The 4,566-nt window shown below is 71.0% G+C and carries 1 protein-coding gene and 1 pseudogene; one reads left to right on the top strand and one right to left on the bottom strand.

Annotation, left to right across the window (positions count from 1 at the left end):
* Window positions 1-612, bottom strand: a 612-nt coding sequence (locus ACWD4J_RS43935; RefSeq protein ID WP_451401170.1) for a hypothetical protein, incomplete at its 3' end; no start/stop codon positions are given.
* Window positions 613-709: 97 nt separating this feature from the next.
* Between ACWD4J_RS43935 and ACWD4J_RS43930 the strand changes: the two are divergent.
* Window positions 710-4,566: pseudogene (locus tag ACWD4J_RS43930) on the top strand (hypothetical protein); the annotation flags it as partial.

The raw sequence follows: 4,566 nt of genomic DNA, 5'->3' as shown, positions 1-4,566 counted from the left end.
CGGTGACCCGTCCTCGGGGGACACCACACAGACGTCGCGCACGGCGGAGACCTCGTCGCCTTCCGTCAATGTGCCGAAGCCCGTGATCCCGCAGGCTCCGGCTGCGCCGCAGATCCAGACCCCGACGCCTCCCGAGCCGCAGACGTTCTCGCAGCCGCCGGCACCGACGGACACGCAGCAGGTGCAGGACGCGTCCCCGACGCAGCAGGCACCGACGCCTGCGCAGCAGCCGACAACCCAGGCTCCGGCGCAGTCCCCGACTGCGCAGCAGCCGCCGTTGCCGACGCATACGACTTCGCAGATGCCGGCACCAACGGATACGCAGCCGCAGACATCTCCGTCGGTTCCGACGGTGAGCGGTTCCGGGCAGCGTCCCGAGTCTCCGGTGGAGTCCGCTACGGCGCTGCAGCCGCCGGTGCCGACGCAGACGTCTTCGACGACGTCGGCCTCGACGCAGCCGGAGCGGACCGTCGAGCGGCCCGTGTCGCCGCAGAGTTCCTCGCGGATGCAGCCCGGGGTGGACGCGCCAGTTTCGGGAACGGCGACCGGCACGCCGCAGAAGGATTCGGCGGCGGGATCGCGGCAGTCGGCGTCGGAGGCGGAAGGCTCCACGGCGGTGCCGTCGCGGATGGACTCCGGGGCGGAGGTTCCGGCTCCGGAGCGCGAGCAGGCGGCGGCACCGTCGCAGGTTCAGGTGTCGCAGCCTGGCGTGGAAACCAACGGTTCGCCGAGCCGGCAGCAGGTCGACGAGGCGCGCCCCACGACGGAGGCGGAGCCCTCTGCGGCAGAGCTCCCGCAGGCCGGCACCGCCCCGCAGGGCGTTCAGGCCGGCACGACGGGTCAGCGCGTCCGCGACGTCACCCCCGACGCATCGCTGCGCCGATTCGCGGAGCAGCAGTTCGGCAAGCTGGACGAGCCGACGGCGCGTCGGCTCTGGGCGGATGCGTCGCGGATCACCGCGGAGCACAACCCGTTCGGTCTCACGGTCGCCGAGGGCGCCGGGGGGTTGCTGGAGCGCGACCCCGAGCAGTACTGGGCGACCCTGCGGGTGGCGCAGGTACTGCACGACAACGAGGGCGCGCCGGACCGGATTGCCCAGGCCGTCGTGGCGGCCAGGGACCTGGCCGATGAGCGCGCTGTCGGCTCTGCGCGTGCGGGTCTGCTGGGTGGGGGCCGGGTCCTGACCCGCATGGCCGACGTCGTTGAGGCGCCCGCCATCCGGGACGCCGGGGCTGCCACCGTGCCGCGCACGGACTCCCCTCGGATCTCCCCGGCAGGTCTCGACGGCACCAGTGCGTCGTCCGGCGAGCAGATTCCCGATGTACCGTCGGTGGCGGACCCGGCGGATGCCGCCGCAGTGGCGCCGATTGCCGATCCGGTTGCGGACGGTTCCCCGGCGCTCGTTGCGAACCCTGGGTTCCGGACCCTGTACGCGGATGCGTCGTATGCCCCGATGGCCCGGGAGTTCGAGAAGCGGCTGGGCACCTACGCGTCGCAGCAGCCGAGCGCGCGGGACGCGGTTCGGGAGGGCGTGTCCCGTCTGCTCGACGTGCTCACTCAGGCGCATCCCGACCGGAGCGCGGAGGAGATCGCGGCCGTCTTCTTCGCCGACAACGTGACGTCGGCGGGCCAGATCGGTGCGGGCACCGGGCTGTCCGGTCTTCACGAGCTGCTGCGGCAGGGCCGTGTGCGGGAGCTGATGACGGCCTTCCACAACGCGGCCATCGAGAACGAGTCTCCGCTGACGTTGAATCCGCTGCTGCGTGAGATCGCCGACTCCGGCGACTGGGCGAAGGCGGAACACCTGGGCCTGGACGTGCAGGCGCTGCGAGAGCAGGCGGCAGGTGATCTGGGTCTGGGCGCGCAGGGTCCGGAGCTGCCGAAGAGCTCCGTCTCGGGCACGGCCGCGCGGGTCGGGAACGCCTTCAAGCTGCTGGATGTCCCCGGTCTGGACGGGGAGGGCCTGGCGCTGGCCCTGATCGGGTGGATGCTTCCGCTGCAGGACCATTCGCTGCACGAGATTCTGGCGGGTCTGCAGACGGCGGACGTGGTGCCGTCGTTGGCGGGGAACCCGCTGGACGACGCGGCACGCATGTACCGGTCGGTGCCGGGGTTGTCGCTCGCCGAGGTGCGTCAGCAGGCCGGCGAGAAGGGCATGCTGCCGCACGAGGCCGTCTACTGGTCCAAGTTCGACACCCGGCCCGAGGACGGGGGCTTCACCGGACTCGGTGGGTTGGGCCTGGAACTGATCGAGGAACGCAGGGCTGATTTCGGGCGCCTCGTCGACCAGCCGCTGCCCCCGGAAACCGAAGGCGAGTGGTGGACGGAGCGTTGGCTGCGGAGGAACGGGCTGACGGCGCGGCAGGTGCTGGAGCGCCTGACCCCGGCGCACTTCGCCTCTATCGCGGCCTACACCGCCTCGAACTACCAGCTGATCAATCCGCTGTTCAAGTCCGATGCCGACGAGGCTCGTTCGGCGCTGCGCCGTCAGATCGACTGGCTCATCGACGAGCACGTCCGCTTCGGGAGCCCCCTGCAGGCCGTACTGAACTATCACCCTGAGATCCGTCGGGTGACTGCGAACCCCCCCGGAAAGGTGCCCGGGGAACGGGCGCGGTATCGCGAGCGGCTCCACGCGGCGGTCGAGAGGGTGCTCCCCGTCATCGAGCAGCAGATGGCCGCCCATGCCGCGATGCTGGTGGACGCGCTCGATCAGTTGCCGCCCGCGACCGGCGAGGCCTGGCGCGGCACGCGCCTGGTGGGCCACGAGGCCACGGAGATCTCCTTCAACAAGTTCGCCAGTTTCACCCGGAACAAGGAGGAAGCAGAAGGCCAGTTCCTGTTCGCATCGAAGGTTCCGATACCGGATTCCCACCGCGTGCTCATCCGCGCCGAGCTGACCGGGAATGCGGCCCGCGACATCTCGGCCTTCTCCCTGGACATGCAGGAACAGGAGGTGCTGCTGCTTCCCACCGGGCGCCTGGACATCACGTCCCGTGAGATGCGCGACTTCCGAAAGAAGACGTATGAACTGGTCGAGGCTGTCGAGGAGCTGCCGGAGCTCCCGCTCGGCGCGCTGCGGAACGCGCTGCAGCACCTCGCCGGTTCCGGCTCGGTGGTCAAGCGCGGCGATCTGCTGCCGCTGGCCCGGCGGATCGGCGCGGCGGACGGCCTTCAGGTCTGGCATCTGGGTGAGCTGGCCAGTGAGGTGCACGGGGGGCCGGAGCACCTGACGGTCGAGCGCCTGACGGACGTACGTCGTGCGGCGGACCTGGCCCGCGGCGTTCTGCAACTCAGCCCGGACACGCAGATCGTCGCAGCACACCTGGACACACTCGTACGCCGTCTGGACGGCGCCGGGGCGGTCACCCCGGTCGACGAGGCTGCCCGGTCGCGGCTGGTGGGAATCGTCTCTCGGCTGGAGACACCGGGACAGCAGGTCACGTACCCCCGTTTGGCCGCCGAGTGGCGGACGGCAGCGGCCGCGCAGAACCGGCAAGGCCCGCTCCTGGAGGGCCAGGGCTCCGGCGGTGAAATGCAGGTGCTGCCGGACCTCAAGCGGTTCGCGGAGCAGCAGTTCGGCAAGCTGGACGAGCCGACGGCACGTCAGCTCTGGACGGATGCGTCGCGGATCACGGCAGAGCACAACCCGTTCGACCTGACGGTCGCCGAGGGCCGCCGTTCGCTGCTGGAGCGGGACCCCGAGCAGTACTGGGCGACCATGCGGGTGGCGCAGGTACTGCACCAGAACGAGGGCGTGCCGGACCGGGACGCGCAGGCCGTGGCGACGGCTACGGCCCAGGCCGCGGAGCGCGGCGTCGCCTCTGCGCGCGAGCGCCTGCTGGGCGGGGTCGCTGCCCGCATGGCCGAAGTCGTAGAGGGACCACTGGTCCGCGACGCCGGGGATGCCGCCGTGCCGCAGGCGGATTCCCTCCGGACCTTCCTGGCACGTCTCGACGGCACCGACGCGTCTTCCGCCGGACAGCTCTCCGACGTGCCGTCAGGGGACCGTGGGACGGGAGTCGGCGGCCTCGCGCCGGTCACCGATCTGCTGCCGGAGGGCTTCTCCGCGCTCGGTACGGACCGCGGCGCGCGGGCGCTTTACGCGGACCCGGCGTACACCTCCATGGCCCGGGAGTTCGAGAAGCGGTTGGGCGCGTACGCGTTCCGCCAGCCGAGCGCGCTGGGGGCGGTTCGGCAGGGCGTGGCCCGCCTGTTCGACGTGCTCGCTCAGGCGCATCCCGACCTGAGCGAGCAGGAGATCGCGAAGGTCTTCTTCGCCAGCAACCTGACGTCGGCCGGTCAGATCGGTGCCGACACCGGGCGGTCCGGTCTTGAAGAGCTGCTGGAGCAGGGCAGCGTACGGGAGCTGATGACGGCCTTCTTCAACGCGGCCATCGAGAACAGGTCTCCGGTGGCGTTGAAGTCGCTGCTCCGTGAGATCGCCGACTCCGGCGACTGGGCGAAGGCAGAACGCCTGGGCCTGGACATGCAGGCACTGCGTGACCAGGTGGCTTTCCTCAAGAGCGATCTGCGCGTCCGGCTGCGTGCCGCGGTCGAGCGGGT

The organism is Streptomyces sp. NPDC002577, from assembly GCF_053594815.1.
The sequence above is the reverse complement of the archived record's forward strand: the minus strand, read 5'-3'. Positions and strand labels throughout refer to the sequence as shown.